General features: G+C 39.7%; 13 protein-coding genes and 1 pseudogene. 6 read left to right on the forward strand and 8 right to left on the reverse strand.

What is annotated here, in order from left to right; translation table 11 throughout:
- Window positions 1-71: 71 nt before the first annotated feature.
- Window positions 72-458 (forward strand): annotated as a pseudogene (locus tag I6F65_RS18000) (transposase); the annotation flags it as partial.
- A 159-nt stretch (window positions 459-617) separates the two neighbouring features.
- Here I6F65_RS18000 and I6F65_RS18005 read toward each other — a convergent pair.
- From I6F65_RS18005 to lrp, 7 genes are all read right to left on the reverse strand, one after another.
- A complete protein-coding gene (locus tag I6F65_RS18005) occupies window positions 618-2,057 on the reverse strand; it encodes a hypothetical protein (RefSeq protein WP_197114242.1) in 1,440 nt (479 codons plus the stop codon).
- A gap of 324 nt (window positions 2,058-2,381) precedes the next feature.
- Window positions 2,382-3,686, reverse strand: coding sequence for a serine--tRNA ligase (gene serS / locus I6F65_RS18010; protein ID WP_197114244.1), 1,305 nt, complete (start codon window positions 3,684-3,686; stop codon window positions 2,382-2,384).
- A 9-nt stretch (window positions 3,687-3,695) separates the two neighbouring features.
- A complete protein-coding gene (gene crcB / locus I6F65_RS18015) occupies window positions 3,696-4,076 on the reverse strand; it encodes a fluoride efflux transporter CrcB (protein ID WP_021032117.1) in 381 nt (126 codons plus the stop codon).
- Window positions 4,073-5,413, reverse strand: a complete 1,341-nt coding sequence (locus I6F65_RS18020; protein ID WP_197114246.1) for a replication-associated recombination protein A — start codon at window positions 5,411-5,413, stop codon at window positions 4,073-4,075. Before I6F65_RS18020 ends, crcB begins: the two co-directional genes overlap by 4 nt.
- On the reverse strand, window positions 5,406-6,032 hold the full coding sequence (lolA, locus tag I6F65_RS18025) for an outer membrane lipoprotein chaperone LolA (protein ID WP_197114270.1): 627 nt from the start codon (window positions 6,030-6,032) through the stop codon (window positions 5,406-5,408). The genes I6F65_RS18020 and lolA overlap by 8 nt, the downstream gene beginning before the upstream one ends.
- Window positions 6,032-8,530, reverse strand: a complete 2,499-nt coding sequence (locus tag I6F65_RS18030; protein ID WP_197114254.1) for a DNA translocase FtsK — start codon at window positions 8,528-8,530, stop codon at window positions 6,032-6,034. The genes lolA and I6F65_RS18030 overlap by 1 nt, the downstream gene beginning before the upstream one ends.
- A gap of 222 nt (window positions 8,531-8,752) precedes the next feature.
- A complete protein-coding gene (lrp, locus tag I6F65_RS18035) occupies window positions 8,753-9,232 on the reverse strand; it encodes a leucine-responsive transcriptional regulator Lrp (RefSeq protein ID WP_166109302.1) in 480 nt (159 codons plus the stop codon).
- 142 nt (window positions 9,233-9,374) lie between these two features.
- On the opposite strand from lrp, the gene ald reads away from it, so the two are divergent.
- Window positions 9,375-10,496 (forward strand): alanine dehydrogenase, encoded by a 1,122-nt coding sequence (ald, locus tag I6F65_RS18040; protein WP_024612610.1) that lies wholly within the window; start codon window positions 9,375-9,377, stop codon window positions 10,494-10,496.
- 133 nt (window positions 10,497-10,629) lie between these two features.
- On the opposite strand, the gene pssA is transcribed toward ald, so the two are convergent.
- Window positions 10,630-11,955: a CDP-diacylglycerol--serine O-phosphatidyltransferase gene (gene pssA, locus I6F65_RS18045; protein WP_166109301.1), complete on the reverse strand. Its 1,326-nt coding sequence runs from the start codon at window positions 11,953-11,955 to the stop codon at window positions 10,630-10,632.
- Between the two features lie 287 nt (window positions 11,956-12,242).
- Here pssA and trxB point away from each other — a divergent pair, with 287 nt between their 5' ends.
- The 4 genes from trxB (at window position 12,243) to infA (ending at window position 15,011) form a co-directional block, all read left to right on the forward strand.
- Complete coding sequence (trxB, locus tag I6F65_RS18050) at window positions 12,243-13,193, forward strand: thioredoxin-disulfide reductase (RefSeq protein WP_166109300.1); 951 nt, start codon at window positions 12,243-12,245, stop codon at window positions 13,191-13,193.
- Between the two features lie 95 nt (window positions 13,194-13,288).
- The gene (aat, locus tag I6F65_RS18055) at window positions 13,289-14,005 is read left to right on the forward strand and encodes a leucyl/phenylalanyl-tRNA--protein transferase (protein ID WP_024609734.1); all 717 of its coding nucleotides are present in this window, start codon (window positions 13,289-13,291) and stop codon (window positions 14,003-14,005) included.
- Window positions 13,998-14,702 (forward strand): arginyltransferase, encoded by a 705-nt coding sequence (locus I6F65_RS18060; protein ID WP_024609735.1) that lies wholly within the window; start codon window positions 13,998-14,000, stop codon window positions 14,700-14,702. Before aat ends, I6F65_RS18060 begins: the two co-directional genes overlap by 8 nt.
- 90 nt (window positions 14,703-14,792) lie before the next feature.
- A complete protein-coding gene (gene infA, locus I6F65_RS18065) occupies window positions 14,793-15,011 on the forward strand; it encodes a translation initiation factor IF-1 (protein ID WP_002962494.1) in 219 nt (72 codons plus the stop codon).
- Window positions 15,012-15,096: the final 85 nt, after the last annotated feature.

The following is a 15,096-nucleotide window of genomic DNA, read 5'->3' on the forward strand; positions in this document are numbered from 1 at the left end:
TTTTTTCACCCAAATTTGTATGCAAATAGCATAACATTTCTTTCTTAATGGGTGGCCAAAATTACTTTACCACTACATTGTGCAATATTAATTATTCAGCACAAGATATTGTTAAAATTTACAGCCAGCGAATGCAGATAGAAGAGTCCTTTCGAGACTTAAAAAACACCAGTAATGGCTTGAACTTACGTCATTGTCGTAGCTATGAAAAAGGCCGCTTGAATGTCGCGTTATTGATTGCATTAATTGCTAATTTTATCCTTTGGCTAGCCGGTTTAACTGCAAAAATATTGAATGTACATAGAAGCTTTCAGGCGAATACGATAAAGAATAGAAACGTGCTGTCTAGTTTTAGTTTAGGGACGCAATATTTCGAAAAGTTTGGTTATAAAATAAAACTGAAAATTTTTTCAGAAGCACTCAAACAATTAAATAAGGATTGCCGTGAGTGCTTGTAGCTTATTAATAATTGTGGGGATCCCTCAGGACCTGACCCCATTATTTTTGCTTTATTTATAATAATGCACTCTTCATGCTGTTTTTGTTGGCTTTTCTCGTAATAATTAGGATGGGTGTCATCCTAATTTTTCTTTGACGCCATAGTCTCTTGTTAGTTTTTATTTAAATGTAGGTACAACTGGTAACCCACACCAAGATGCAATTTTATTGTATTTATTAACTAGATCTTGTGCCACTTCAAATCCCTGCTGAGTAGTATCAATTGCTTTTCTAACAGCCCCATTGGCATCAGATATTTTATCGATAAACCTAGAAAACTTAGACATAGCAGATGATGAACGTACAATTTCTGGGTTTTGCTCTGCTTCAATAATTTGTAGTGATTTAGACAAATCATTAATTGGCAAACAAATCGCATCATCTTTAGGAAGTATATCCATCAATTCTTCAAGGTGCCCCAAGCTTGAAGCAATATCAGCATTTATAGTGAGTGACATATTATTTTGGATGCAAGGGTTTACTTGTACATTTATATTATGAGGTTCCTGTCTAAGCCCTTCACCAACAATTCCTAGCAACGTATCAATACGCTCTTCACTAGATTGAATTTTATGATTCTGCAAGGCTATGATGTCTTGTTGAGATTCAATTCTAAATTTGGCAACTCTAACTTCATTCCTTAACTCAAGTATTAGTTTTTCATTTTGAGTAAATTTAGTTGCACTTTGTGATCCCGACATTATTTGTTCATATTCATGTAGTGCCTTCTCAATAATTTCAGGGTTTCCCTCTCCTGATTCGACAATCATTCTAACTTTTAATCCATTCTGTTCAATTCGAACAGTTGCATCTTGATCTGGATAGTTTTCAGTTAAATATGTTGAGAAGAAATTAAGTATTCCTATTCCGGCTTGATGGTATTCAGCAGGAAACTCAATACTTTTGTTTATAACTTGATTAACTTCAGGAGATGGTGGTCTATCTTCTTGCTCTACATCAATTACGTTAATGTCCAATAGCGAAGTATGTATAGAATAGCCAATAATTAAAAAGGGGTGAGTCAAACTAAGTGGAGAGAGCATCTCTAATTGTTCTTGATAGTATTCGAATGACCCCGTTCTTGCTATGTGGCTACGATTTATATTAGGGTGTGAGTCAAGCATTGGGACAACTAAAATTGGTATTTCAACAATTTTGTTTCTGACAGCTAATGTTGAATATGTAAAAAGCCACCTACTTAAAAAGTCCGGGTTGGAAAACGCCATTTGAGCAGATAAACCATTTTTTTGTGGACCTAAAGACCTTACAGGCACTCTCCTGCCTGATGTGTTAAAATAGGCTTGTTCTGCTATGTTCCAACCTTGATCAAATAGGAATTTTTCCCAAATTTCTCTGGTACTGATATTTAAACTACCTTCTTTATCACTAGATCTATAAAGAGCGTACTCAGCTATTGCTACTTTTATAGATTCTAATTCCTCAGAGTGTGTACTACATAATTTTTCCCAAGAACCCATAAAGCTTAAAACGTTTTGAATCAATTCTTCTCTCCTTAGATGGTAAGATACTTTAAAAACTAAAAGCTTTGTATCCGACATTTGTCGCTTTATAACCCGACAAATGTCCAAATATTACAAAGGTTCTAATTTAACCAGCTAATAAGGACTTGTAAACAATTAGTTAGCCGATATTTAAGTTTCCTTGATGTAGAAATACCCCAAAATGGTAGAGATCAGTAATATCGGACAAAAAAGTAATGAGCTATAAAAATAGGTGTAAGCGATATTATTAATAAGATAACTTGAATTTTTTCTTTAAGTTTTTACCTTTAACCCACAACAAAAAAGCCGCTGTTCATTACAAACAGCGGCTTTCGTCTTAAGATTTACAAGCTTAAAGCTTGCTTAACTTAAACTTGATTTTTATTGTTTACCAATCACTTCCAATCCACCCATGTATGGGCGTAATGCTTCTGGTACTACTACTGAGCCATCTGCTTGTTGGTAGTTTTCTAGTATGGCTACGAGAGTACGACCAACTGCTAAGCCTGAACCATTTAGTGTATGTAGTAACTCTGGCTTTTTAACACCTTCACGGCGAAAACGTGCTTGCATACGACGAGCCTGAAAATCAGCCATGTTTGAACATGATGAAATTTCACGGTATGTGTCTTGCGCTGGTAACCATACTTCTAAATCGTATGTTTTAGCTGAGCCAAAGCCCATGTCGCCCATACATAAAATCACTTTACGGTACGGAAGCTCAAGCGCTTGTAGTATTTGCTCTGCATGACCTGTTAACTCTTCAAGCGTTGCCATTGAGTCTTCTGGTTTTACAAGCTGTACTAATTCAACTTTATCAAACTGATGCTGACGAATTAAGCCACGTGTATCACGACCATAGCTGCCTGCTTCACTTCTAAAGCACGGAGTGTGGGCAACTAAGCGTATAGGTAAAGCGCTTTCGTCGTAAATTTCGTCGCGTGCGCTGTTTGTAAGCGGTACTTCTGCTGTAGGAATTAAGCTAAAGCCGGCTTGTTGTTCGCCATCGTCGTTTACAAGACCTAATGTGTGGAACAAATCACCTGCAAATTTAGGTAATTGGCTTGTACCGTAAAGGCTTGCGCTATTAACTAAGTACGGTACATACATTTCTGTATAGCCGTTTTTGTCTGCGTGTGTATCTAGCATAAATTGCGTTAGTGCACGGTGCATACGCGCTACTTGACCGCGCATTACGGTAAAGCGTGCGCCACTAATTTTAACGCCCATTTCAAAGTCTAAGCCGTTTAGGTCTTGCCCTACATCAACGTGATCTTTAACTTCAAAATCGAATTTTTTAGGCGTGCCCCATGTTAAAATTTCAACGTTGTCGTCTTCATCTTTACCCGCTGGTACAGACTCGTCTGGTAAGTTAGGAATTGCTAAAGCAATGTCGTTAATTGCGGCTAATACTGCATCTTGCTCAGTTTTAGCAGCGTCTAGCTCGCTACCTAAGTTAGCTACTGCATCAAGTAATGGCTGCGCGTCTTCGCCTTTTGCTTTGGCTTGACCAATTGCTTTTGCGCTTGCATTACGTTGACTTTGAAGTTCTTGCGTTTTTACTTGTAATGTTTTGCGTTTTTCTTCAAGTGCCGTTACCGTCGCTACATCGAGTTCGTAACCGCGCGCCGCTAAACGTGCTGCAGTTTGTTCGATGTCTTGACGTAAAAATTTAGAATCTAACATGTTAGTTTTTTAACCTTTTTGCATTACTAGCTGAAGGCCCAGCCAAGCCATAAAAATACACACCATCACGTTTAGGATGATATTGAGGGCCATTTTAATAAAGTGACCTTGTTGTAATAACAACAACGAGTCCATTGAGAATGTTGAAAAGGTGGTTAATGCACCTAAAAAGCCAATACCGATAAGAGTTTTGGCGGGGCTTGCGGTGATAATTTCTTTATCTATCAAACCGTACAAAATGCCCATTAACAATGAACCCAGAATATTAACCGTCAACGTGCCAAAAGGGAATCCCCTACCGAGGAGTTTTAGCATGCTTTCGCTAATAAAAAACCGTAAACACGCACCTGAGGCTCCGCCAAGGGCGATCATCATATAAAGTTTAATCATTTTTCGTATCGTCTAAGTGGGCTTTGCGCATCGCGCTCTTTTAGGTAATCGAGTTTTTGTTTAATTTTTTGTTCAAGTCCGCGTTCGCTCGGTAAGTAATATTCTTTACCGTCCATTTCTGGCGGTAAGTACTTTTCACCTGCGGCAAATGCGCCTTCTTCGTTGTGCGCATAGCGATACTCGGCGCCGTAACCTAAGTCTTTCATTAAGTTGGTTGGAGCATTGCGTAAATGCTCTGGCACGGGGTAACTTGGCTCATTTTGAGCATCTGCTTTGGCTTGATTAAACGCCATATAAACAGCATTGCTTTTGGGTGCACTGGCTAAATACAACGTGGCTTGTGCTATTGCACGTTCGCCCTCGCTTGGGCCTACTCGCTGAAATATATCCCATGCGTTTAGGGCGACTTCCATTGCGCGCGGATCGGCGTTACCAATGTCTTCTGTAGCTATCGCAAGTAATCGCCTTGCTACGTATAGAGGGTCACCGCCACCGGCTAAAATACGGCAATACCAATACAGTGCACCATCGGGAGAGCTGCCACGTACTGATTTGTGAAAGGCTGATATTAAATCGTAAAACTCATCGCCGCCTTTATCGTATTTTGCTAAATGCGTTGGTAACACTTGGCTAAGTACGTGCTCGTCTACGTTGTATTGCCCGTTTTGCTCAGTTGTTAAGTCAACTGCTTGTTCAAGTAAGTTAAGTACTTTGCGGGCATCGCCACCACTTGCTTGGCACAATGCCTTTTTAGCGTTGTCGGCAATAGTTATGTGCTTTTGGCTTAGCTGCTCGTCTTGTTTAAGTGCGCGCTCTATTACGGTGTATAAGTCGGTGTCGGCAAGCGACTTTAAAACATACACACGCGCACGCGATAAAATAGCGTTGTTAAGGGCGAACGAGGGGTTTTCGGTGGTTGCACCTACAAATATAAAGGTGCCGTCTTCTATGTGCGGTAAAAACGCATCTTGCTGAGATTTATTAAAGCGATGCACTTCGTCAACAAACATAAGGGTACGTTGTCCACGGCTTTCTAAGTTATCGCGTGCTTGCGTTACGCTGTCGCGAATATCTTTTACGCCCGCAGTTACCGCCGACATTTGAATAAGTGAAGCATCTGCATGGTTGGCAATGATTTGTGCAAGTGTTGTTTTACCCACACCTGGCGGTCCCCACAAAATTAAACTATGGCAGCGCCCCGCCACAATGGCTTGATGCAGCGGTTTATCAGCACTTAATAAATGCTGCTGACCAATATATTCTTCAAGTGTTGTAGGGCGCATACGCGCGGCAAGTGGGCGTACATCGGGTCCAAAATTAAAACCTAAATTACTCACCGTTACTCTGATCGTCTATTTCAACACCTTCTGGCGGTGTAAATTCAAAGGTGGTTTTATCAAGTAATGTATTTACTTGAGGATCGCTGAACGTAAATGACGATAGCTGCCCAGAATTATCCGTAACCACTAATTCAGCAAGGCCTTGCTCATTACTCGCAAATGTAATATCTAGCTGCTCTACTTGGCTTTCAACCCCTTTATTGGGTGTTACGCTAAAACCCTTACTAGTAGCAAGTACGCTGTATTTTTCCCATTGTGCAGGGTCTTTAGATGTAAGCAATACAAACGGTGTTGAGTCGATCAAGCTGCTAGTTTGCATAATGGTTACTTGCTCAGCAAAGCTGTCAAAGTAATATGTTTTGTCACCATTTGATATAAACAAAGTATCGTCTGGATTAGTTTGCTGCCAGCGGATCATCATAGGCTGTTGAAGCGCTATTGTGCCCTCGCCTTGCATAACTGCTTGGCCTTCTTTGTCAGTTACTTTTTGTGCGAATTGCGCTTTAAAGCTTTTTAGCGTTGCAAGTTGATCTTGTAATGCTTGGCTGTCGTCAGCAAAGCTTGGCGCAGCAACTAAGCTGCCAAGCACTAAAATTAAGGTGTTAAGTTTCATAATTAATTTGCTCCATTAGGTACTAATACATCGCGAGCGCCGTTATGACCTGGTGAACTCACGATACCCGATGTTTCCATTTGTTCTACTAAACGTGCTGCGCGGTTATAGCCAACACGTAATTTACGTTGTACTGATGAAACCGATACTTTGCCTGTTTCTACTACAAACGAAACTGCTTCGTCGTATAAAGGATCGTTTTCTTCATCTGCATTTTCACTTGCTTCACCTGGTAATAAAATATCTTCACTGGCATCACCATTTAATATTTCATCTATGTAATTTGTTTTAGAACGTGCTTTCCAATCGTTTACGACGGCATGTACTTCGTGATCGTCTACAAATGCGCCATGTACACGCTCTGGTACACTAGTGCCTGGTGGTAAATAAAGCATATCACCCATACCAAGTAAGTTTTCTGCGCCTTGTTGGTCAAGTATGGTACGCGAGTCTATTTTACTTGATACCTGAAACGCCATACGCGTTGGTATATTTGCTTTAATTAAACCTGTTATTACATCTACTGAAGGGCGCTGCGTTGCCAGTATTAAATGAATACCAGCCGCACGTGCTTTTTGGGCAATACGTGCAATTAGCTCTTCCACTTTTTTACCTACAATCATCATCATGTCGGCAAATTCATCTATTACTACAACAATACTTGGTAATTTACCTAGCTCGTCTGGACCTTCTTTCATGCCGTCGGTGTCTTTAAATAATGGATCAAGAATCGGGTAACCCGCTTCTTTTGCATCAAGCACTTTTTGGTTGTAACCTTTTAAGTTACGTACACCTAATGCCGACATTAACTTATAACGACGTTCCATTTCGCCTACACACCAACGCAGCGCGTTAGCGGCTTCTTTCATGTCAGTTACTACTTCACATAGTAAATGCGGGATGCCTTCGTAAACCGAAAGTTCAAGCATTTTAGGGTCAATCATGATCATACGTACGTCATCAGGACCCGACTTGTAAAGTAAACTTAATATCATGACATTAACGCCCACTGACTTACCCGAACCGGTTGTACCCGCTACCAGTAAGTGTGGCATTTTCCCTAGGTCAGCACACACCGGCTGACCGGCAATGTCTTTACCTAGCACCATGGTGAGTGGCGATGGGTTTTGTTCAAATTTTGGTGCGTTTATCACTTCCGATAAACGTACTATTTCACGGTGTTTATTAGGAAGCTCTATCCCTACATATGTTTTACCCGGAATAACTTCTACAACACGTACACTAATTGCCGAAAGCGAACGGGCTAAATCTTTTGCTAAACCTGTAATTTTAGACACTTTTATACCAGGTGCTAAATCTAACTCAAAACGCGTAACAACGGGACCCGGATATACCGCTACAACCGTTGCCTGTACGTTAAAATCGAGTAGTTTTGTCTCTACTAGGCGCGATACTGTATCGAGCTCTTCTTGCGAAATAGGATTTTTAGCTTTATCTGGTCTGTCGAGTAAATCGAGCGACGGTAATGGTCCTGGTGGTGGCTCTTGCGTTAATAGCTGCTCAAACTTTTCTTTAGCTGTTGGCGGCGGCTGATACGCTGGTTTTGGCTTAGGCATTGGTCTGGCTGGTGATACAACCGTTGTAACTGGTTTTTCAGGCTCTACAACAGGGCTCTGATCGAGTGCATTTAGCGCAGCCTCAGTGTCCATTGGCTCGTCATCTATAGCGCTAAAACCAATTTCTTGATCGAGTATGTCATCAAGCTCGTCAAATGGCATAAAATCGTCGCTAATTTGCGGCTCATTAAATGGCGCTTGTGGTTTGTTAATTGCTTTTTGCTTATTCGATTTTTTAGCTGATGCTGGTAATTCTATTTGTTCATGAATATCATCTTCAAAATAGGCATCGGCTCGTTCGTTGTCGTTATTGGCGTTACCAGCAACACGCTCTCGGTGCATCCAGCCTTGTGCGTAAGTGGTAATAAAACGATAAAACCGAACAACTAAATCACCTAGCCAATCAACAAATTCAACCCACGATACACCTGTTAAAAGTGTTAAACCTGCAAAAAAGAAACACAATAATAATATGGTTGTGCCTGTAAAATTAAATGCTGGCATCATTGCCGACTCTATTACATCGCCCACTACCCCACCTGATGAAAAATTATAAATGTCATCAAAATTAATGCTGCTAATAGCGGTAGCTGAGGTAATAAATAGAGCAAAGCCTATAACGCGAAGTGCTAATGTGGTGTAGTCGAGTTGAAAAATTCGGTGAGGTTGTTTAAATAATAAATAACCAAATATTTGAATTGCAGCCGGCACAAAATAAGCAAGCCAGCCAAAAGTAAGTAATAATATGTCAGCAATCCACGCACCCGCAGCGCCAGTAATGTTTCTAACTTCACTAAAGCTTGTTTGCGACCATGCAGCATCTGCTGGATCAAAACTGATTAAGGCACATAAAATAAATATTGCCGTAAAGGTGCTGATTATCAGCCCTGTTTCTAATAGTCTTTGCACACCATTTAGGCGCATAGTTCCCTATTCCTCTTTATTATTCTATTTACACTCACTTAGCAGTGAAATACCTTAGCAGGAAATGTAATTTGTTGCACTTTATCTTAATGCTGATGACCTGATAATGAACAAGTTTTTATAATTTAGGCTCATATTAATTAAAGGCTGTTGAACTTTAAGGCTGATTTTAACTTAACTCAAAAATCAGCTGCTTATAATATAGCTGCAATATAAATAATATTAAGCAATGTAAGGGCGAATTATAACGCCCACCTCACCTTTAACTTCTTCCATTACTACATAAGTGCGGCTTTCACTCACATTTGGTAGTTTTAATAATATGTCACCTAAAACGCCTCGATACTCTGACATATCGTTTACGCGGGTTTTTAATAAAAAATCAAAATTACCCGATACTAAGTGGCATTCTATAATCTCTTCGTGCTTTTTTACCGCTGCACTAAATTCGTCAAATACGTCGGGAGATGTTTTTGTAATTGTTACTTCTACATACACCGATAAACCTTGTCCTAACTTAGCTGGATCGACCACTGCTTTGTAACCCAGTATATAACCTTCTCGTTCTAGCTTTTTTACGCGCTCCAGACAGGGCGTGGCGCTTAGCCCAACTCGTCGGGCCAATTCTACATTTGAAAGCCGCCCATCGTGCTGCAACTCCATTAAAATTTTACGGTCAATTCGGTCTAATAATTGATGCATATATCCAGCTAGTTTTTTATTCTGTTTATTTTAATTATTTAGATGATAACACTAGATTTGACTTTAAAAAAGGTGAGACACACTGGCTTATGATGAATATAATAGTGGAAAATGTTAATCCGTTCTTAATAAGGCAAAAGTTATGATTATTGGTGTACCTAAAGAAATTAAAAACCATGAATACCGTGTAGGTATGGTTCCTGCGAGTGTTCGTGAATTAGTAAACCACGGTCACCAAGTGATTGTAGAAACAGACGCGGGCATGGGGATTGGTTTTACTAACGAAGATTACACTCTTGCAGGTGCTGAAATTTTAACAACTGCTGCTGACGTTTTCGCTAAAGCAGACATGATTGTTAAAGTAAAAGAGCCACAAGCAGTTGAACGTGCAATGTTACGTGAAGACCAAATTCTTTTCACTTACTTACACCTTGCACCTGATCTTCCACAAACTGAAGACCTTGTAAAAAGCAAAGCTATTTGTATTGCATACGAGACTGTAACTGACTCTCGCGGTGGTTTACCGCTTCTTGCTCCTATGAGCGAAGTTGCTGGCCGTATGTCTATTCAAGCTGGTGCACAAGCGCTAGAAAAATCTAACCACGGTCGTGGCATGCTACTAGGTGGCGTACCAGGCGTTGAAGCTGCTAAAGTTGTTGTAATTGGCGGCGGCATGGTTGGTCGTAGCGCAGCTCAAATGGCTGTTGGTCTTGGAGCTGAAGTTGTAGTTCTTGATCGTAACATCGATGTATTACGTGCACTAGACGCGCAATTTGGTAATAAAGTAAAAGCTATTTACTCAACTGCTGATGCACTAGAAAAACACGTACTAGAAGCTGATTTAGTAATTGGTGGCGTACTAATTCCAGGCGCAGCTGCACCTAAACTAGTAACTGCTGCACACATTAAAGCAATGAAACCTGGTTCTGCAATTGTTGACGTTGCAATAGACCAAGGTGGCTGTATTGCTACTTCTAAAGCAACTACGCATGCTGATCCTACTTTCATTGTTGATGAAGTTGTTCACTACTGTGTTGCTAACATGCCTGGCGCTGTTCCACGCACATCTACGTTTGCACTTAACAATGCAACATTGCCTTTCATCATTAACCTTGCTAACAAAGGTTATAAAAAGGCGCTACTAGATGACGCTCACTTCTTAAAAGGCTTAAACGTAATTAAAGGCCAAGTAACTTACAAAGAAGTAGCTGAAGCGTTCAACATGGAATATGTTGACCCACGCACAGCGGTAGAAAACGCATAATTTAGCGTTTATGTAGTTAGGTTGGTATTAAGTAATGTAGCTACCTAACTACAACCCATAAAAAAGCAGCTAATTAGCTGCTTTTTTTGTGTTTAAATTTTAGATTTATATAAACTTATTTAGATAAACTGGTTTAGATAAAACGCTTAATTATAAAATCTACTTTTACGCGCTTAGCTTGACCAAGTAGCTTTTTAACTGGCTGCGGATAATCATCCATTGTTTCTAAATCATCAGGACCTGTTAAACGACGGCAGTGCTGTAAAATTTCCTGCTTTTCGTTATCAATCGCTTCCATAATTGTTTGCTCTGGGTCTTCTATTAAAATACCGTTTTCGATATCTAATCCCCAAGCACGCGGGTTAAGGTTATGCCCACTTAACAAATGGTTTTTACGATCAGAACAAATACCTTTTAAATGAAACGAATTACTTTCGTGCTTCCACAAGTACACATTTAAATTACCGTTATCTATATGACGCTTTTGCGATTTTACAAACTTATGCAAAATAGTCTCGTACAAGTAAGGTAACGCGCCAATTTTACTGAATGGCTCACTTGGCGGTACATAAAAGTCGTTTGCTGTTTTATCGCCTACAACAATAGTGACTTGCTTACCTTGTTTTAATAATCGACGCAGTGATCGCATAAGCGGCGCCGGAAAATTAAAGTAAGGAGTATAAAGAATCAGCTCTTGCTCTGTAGTATCAAATAACGCTTTTATTAATCGGTTAAGCTCGTTATTACGACGCCCTAACCCTAAAAATAAACGAATACCTAATGGTTGTGTATTTTGTAATTTAGCGCTTTCGTAACTTGCGGCTTTTAAATCACGCATTAATTGTTTTTGATCAAGTTTAAAGTCGTGTAAACGTTTAAGCGGTCGCGTGTCAATGCGCGGCACAGCCACTGAACTAAGTAGCTTTGATTCAATAAAATCGACTACTGAGTTACACAGCTCTCTTTGCGTTATTAAAAAGTATCGGTCGAGTCTATAGCGTTCGTTATATTGCAAATACACATTATTTAAGCTCGCACCGCTATAAAGTAAGGTATCGTCAATTACAAAACCTTTTAAATGCAATACGCCAAAAAGCTCTTTGGCTTTAACGGGTACGCCATATACTTGTACGTTCGATTTAAACTTTTCTAAATCGTCACAATATAAACTTGCGTTGCCGTCTGACTTATCTGCGCCAATTAAACCGCGTTGCGCGCGATGAAAATCCACCAGCACTTTTATCTCAAGTGCCGGGTTGTCCAATGACACACGATGCAGCGCGTCTAAAATTTCGCGTCCTGCTTCGTCATCTTGTAAATACAACGCAGTTATATAAATTCGTTTTTTTGCATTGCTAATTAAACGTAGCAGTTGCGTACGATAATCTTGCGCATTGGTTAAGACGTTAACGTCTTTTGAAGTCAACCCGAATGCGGGTTTTTCCTGCCAAAATAACATAGATGCCTATTAACTAAGGTCACATAATCTGTAAGTGACAAATAAAATTATTTAAAACATAACAAAAAAAACTTAAGTGGTCATGAATTAACGCAGTTTTGTTGCCTGTTAGTCTATTAATTGAGCTACTTTAGTTTATTAACTACAAAAACCACACTCTCTAGTACATAAAAATGCACAGCTTTTCGATTTACAAAAAAATAAAATCACAGATTTTGTTTACTTCTGCCTTGTTTTTCTTAGAATCGAGCGCATTAAAGACCGTATTAAACGTTTAGGATAAAATAATGACTGAAGCAAAACATTGTAAGCTACTAATTTTAGGCTCTGGCCCAGCTGGTTATACTGCCGCAGTATATGCAGCACGTGCAAATTTAAACCCTGTTTTAATTACAGGCATTCAACAAGGTGGTCAGTTAACAACCACTACTGAAGTTGAAAACTGGCCTGGTGATGCACACGGCTTAACGGGTCCTGCGTTAATGGATCGTATGAAAGAGCATGCTGAGCGCTTTGAAACTGAAATTGTGTTTGATCACATCAATAAAGTAGATGTATCTAAACGCCCTTTCACACTAACTGGCGACCAAGGCACTTACACATGTGATGCGCTAATCATTGCGACAGGTGCCTCTGCTAAGTATTTAGGTCTTGAGTCTGAAACTAAATTTCAGGGTCGTGGTGTTTCGGCTTGTGCTACTTGTGACGGTTTTTTCTATAAAGGTCAAAAAGTAGCGGTTGTTGGTGGTGGTAATACAGCGGTTGAAGAAGCGCTTTACCTATCTAATATTGCTGACGAAGTACATGTTATTCATCGTCGTGATAGTTTCCGCAGTGAAAAAATACTAGCAGATCGTCTTGCTGAAAAAGCAGCTAATGGTAATGTAGTAATGCATTACAACCGCACGCTTGACGAAGTATTAGGCGATCAAATGGGTGTAACAGGCGTTCGTATTAAAGATGCAAACTCTGATGCAACTGAAGAACTCGATTTAGCAGGCGTATTTATTGCTATTGGTCATAAACCAAATACTGATATGTTTGTTGGTCAATTAGAAATGAAAGATGGCTACTTAGTTGTAGAGTCTGGTCTTAACGGCAACGCAACACAAACAAGCGTAGAAGGCGTTTTTGCTGCAGGTGATGTGTCTGACCATATTTACCGTCAAGCAATCACATCAGCGGGTACAGGCTGTATGGCGGCACTTGATGCAGAGCGTTTCTTAGATAATTTATAAGCAATTAAATAAATAATTGAGGGCTGTCATTCAGCCCTTTTTTTATGCCCCAAATATAGTTACACTTTTACGATCAATCATAAAATAAGTACTATATGAAAAATCAGCTATACCAATTAAGCGAAACCGATATAGCATTCCCCAATCCGGAATACGCATTAGAGTCTCCCGATGGCTTACTGGCAATTGGTGGCGATTTAAATCTGCCTCGCCTAAGCAATGCCTACAAAAGCGGTATATTTCCTTGGTTTAGTGAAGATGAGCCTATTATGTGGTGGTCGCCAAGCGAGCGCGGTATTTTTGAGCTGGATGATTTTCATGTAAGTAAAAGCCTTCGTAAGCATTTAAAAAAGAATCCTGTAGAAGTAACAATTAATAATGCCTTTGAAGAAGTAATAGAAGCCTGTCGCGATCAACGCCTTGATACCGATGGCACCTGGATCACCTCTGACATGCTCAATGCGTACATTAAGGCACACAATGCGGGCATAGCGCATAGTTTAGAGGTGTGGAGTAACGGAGAGCTTGCAGGTGGCTTATATGGCATTATGCAAAATGGCGTATTTTGTGGCGAGTCGATGTTTCATCATCAAACAAATTGCTCCAAACTGGCTATGTGGGCGCTTGTAAATTGGCTTAAACGCCATAATGCGCATTTTATTGATTCCCAGTTAGAGAATCCTTATTTAATGACCCTTGGCGCAAAAGTAATACCCCGCTCAGAATTTTTAGCTAAACTTAAAGTTGCAAATAACTATACTGTTAGCCCAACTATGTGGGAGCCACAAACACTTGACGCAATCTATGAATGAACAGCTTCCAGCTCGTGTAGGCTTAAGCCAAGAGTTTGACTGCAGCTATTTACCCAATCGACAAGAACAACTTTTGGTTATTCTTGATCCAAGTTGCTACAGCACCGATAAATTTGAGTCATTATTAGGCTTAGGTTTTCGCCGTAGTGGCAACCAAATTTATCGCCCACACTGCCCCATATGCACTGAATGCAAATCAGTACGTGTATTAGCGCAAGAGTTTACACCCTCAAAATCGCAAAAACGTAAACTAAACAAAGCAAAAACACAGTTTGAGGTAAAATATTCTAAGACTGAACAAAAAGAGTATTATCCACTTTACAGTAAGTACATAAGTCTTCGTCATCAGGATGGAAGTATGTATCCTCCTGAAAAAACACAGTTTCAAAGTTTTTTGTTTTGTAGTTGGTTAGACATTACATTTATAGAACTATGGCATCAAGACAAACTAGTCGCTGTTGCTGTAACTGACTGTATGCAAAACGCTATTTCTGCAATTTACACATTTTTTGACCCTGATTTTGAGCAATATAGTTTAGGCACAGTCATGATTTTACAGCAGCTCAAGTTTGCGAAAGAGCAAAATAAACAATATGTATATTTAGGCTATCAAATAGACGAATGCGATAAAATGAAATACAAAACTCAATTTTTACCAGCGCAAAAACAGCTCAATGATGAGTGGCTGGCTATTTAATTTGCAAATATAGCCACTGCGCCTTTACTTATTGGCGTATTTTGGGCAAAATCTGCAGCGTTTAACTATTAAAGAGGTGTTACGCTAAACATGGCGAAAGAAGACGTAATCGAAATGCAAGGGACTGTCCTTGATACTTTACCAAATACAATGTTCCGAGTTGAGCTAGAAAATGGTCACGTAGTTGTGGCTCACATTTCAGGCAAAATGCGCAAAAACTATATCCGTATTTTAACCGGCGATAAAGTAACGGTAGAAATGACTCCTTACGATTTATCGAAGGGTCGTATCGTATTCCGTGCTCGCTAAGTAAGTGCGTAAACGAGATTTAGTTTTTGGCTAGTATTTAACTAGCTTTAAGCGTTTATTAAATGTAATTGATGGAATTAATCTA

Source organism: Pseudoalteromonas sp. SWXJZ94C (assembly GCF_015864385.1).
Taxonomy (GTDB): Bacteria; Pseudomonadota; Gammaproteobacteria; order Enterobacterales; family Alteromonadaceae; genus Pseudoalteromonas.

Coding starts and splice junctions, on each gene's coding strand:
- serS (WP_197114244.1), bottom strand. CDS start 3,686: ATGTTAGATTCTAAATTTTTACGTCAAGACATCGAACAAACTGCAGCA.
- trxB (WP_166109300.1), top strand. CDS start 12,243: ATGACTGAAGCAAAACATTGTAAGCTACTAATTTTAGGCTCTGGCCCA.
- infA (WP_002962494.1), top strand. CDS start 14,793: ATGGCGAAAGAAGACGTAATCGAAATGCAAGGGACTGTCCTTGATACT.
- crcB (WP_021032117.1), bottom strand. CDS start 4,076: ATGATTAAACTTTATATGATGATCGCCCTTGGCGGAGCCTCAGGTGCG.
- lrp (WP_166109302.1), bottom strand. CDS start 9,232: ATGCATCAATTATTAGACCGAATTGACCGTAAAATTTTAATGGAGTTG.
- I6F65_RS18030 (WP_197114254.1), bottom strand. CDS start 8,530: ATGCGCCTAAATGGTGTGCAAAGACTATTAGAAACAGGGCTGATAATC.
- aat (WP_024609734.1), top strand. CDS start 13,289: ATGAAAAATCAGCTATACCAATTAAGCGAAACCGATATAGCATTCCCC.
- I6F65_RS18005 (WP_197114242.1), bottom strand. CDS start 2,057: ATGTCGGATACAAAGCTTTTAGTTTTTAAAGTATCTTACCATCTAAGG.
- pssA (WP_166109301.1), bottom strand. CDS start 11,955: ATGTTATTTTGGCAGGAAAAACCCGCATTCGGGTTGACTTCAAAAGAC.
- I6F65_RS18060 (WP_024609735.1), top strand. CDS start 13,998: ATGAATGAACAGCTTCCAGCTCGTGTAGGCTTAAGCCAAGAGTTTGAC.
- ald (WP_024612610.1), top strand. CDS start 9,375: ATGATTATTGGTGTACCTAAAGAAATTAAAAACCATGAATACCGTGTA.